Raw genomic sequence first — 677 nt, forward strand, 5'->3', positions numbered from 1 at the left:
GCCATCATTTGCCTTCCAGCAAGGCCGGCGGTGTGCTCTCGCCACGGCATTTGAGTTGCCCCAGCGCGTTGGTTCGACAGACGGTGCCATCAGATGCACGCAACTGACCAAGTGCATCTTCACGCCATGTCACCCGTTCACCGGTTTTGGCATTGCTGCCGCGAATATTGCCCAGCGCGTCTTGCCGATAGGTAGTGCCATCGCTCCTCTTAAGATTGCCGAGCGCGTCCTTACGCCAGGTCGTTCCGGTTCCCGAGTCTTTGATGTTGCCAAGCGCATCCTCACGTAAGGTGCCCTGCTTGCCATCGTCACATTGATAGCGGGTATGGCCCAATGCATCTTTTCGATAGGTGCAGTCGGCTGCAAACACGACTTGCGGCGTTAGGCTCAGCAGCAGTGCGGCCAGCGACCACTGGCGTGTCGCTAACCAAAAGCCGGGTTGGTGACTCATTGCATCTCTCCTCTGACGTGAACTCGATTGACTATACCGGGCCAGCCGCTCAGCCTCGATACTGAGGTTTTTAACATGTCGTGTTTTCAGGCGGATGCGTGATGGCAAGATCGTCCACTGAGGCGCGTTCAGTCCAGCTTGAGATAATTAACCTCGTTTGTATTTACCCACTTGCTCAAGAAAGTAGCTGCCCAGCTCACCCTTATGCTGGCTTGCTTCGCTTTCT

At 55.5% G+C, this 677-nt stretch carries 1 protein-coding gene; it reads right to left on the reverse strand.

What is annotated here, in order from left to right:
* Positions 1-4 precede the first annotated feature (4 nt).
* Positions 5-451 (reverse strand): hypothetical protein, encoded by a 447-nt coding sequence (locus tag AACR93_RS23115; RefSeq protein ID WP_043852095.1) that lies wholly within the window; start codon positions 449-451, stop codon positions 5-7.
* Between the last annotated feature and the right edge of the window lie 226 nt (positions 452-677).

It is taken from the genome of Aeromonas sp. L_1B5_3 (assembly GCF_963866575.1).
GTDB lineage: Bacteria > Pseudomonadota > Gammaproteobacteria > Enterobacterales > Aeromonadaceae > Aeromonas > Aeromonas jandaei.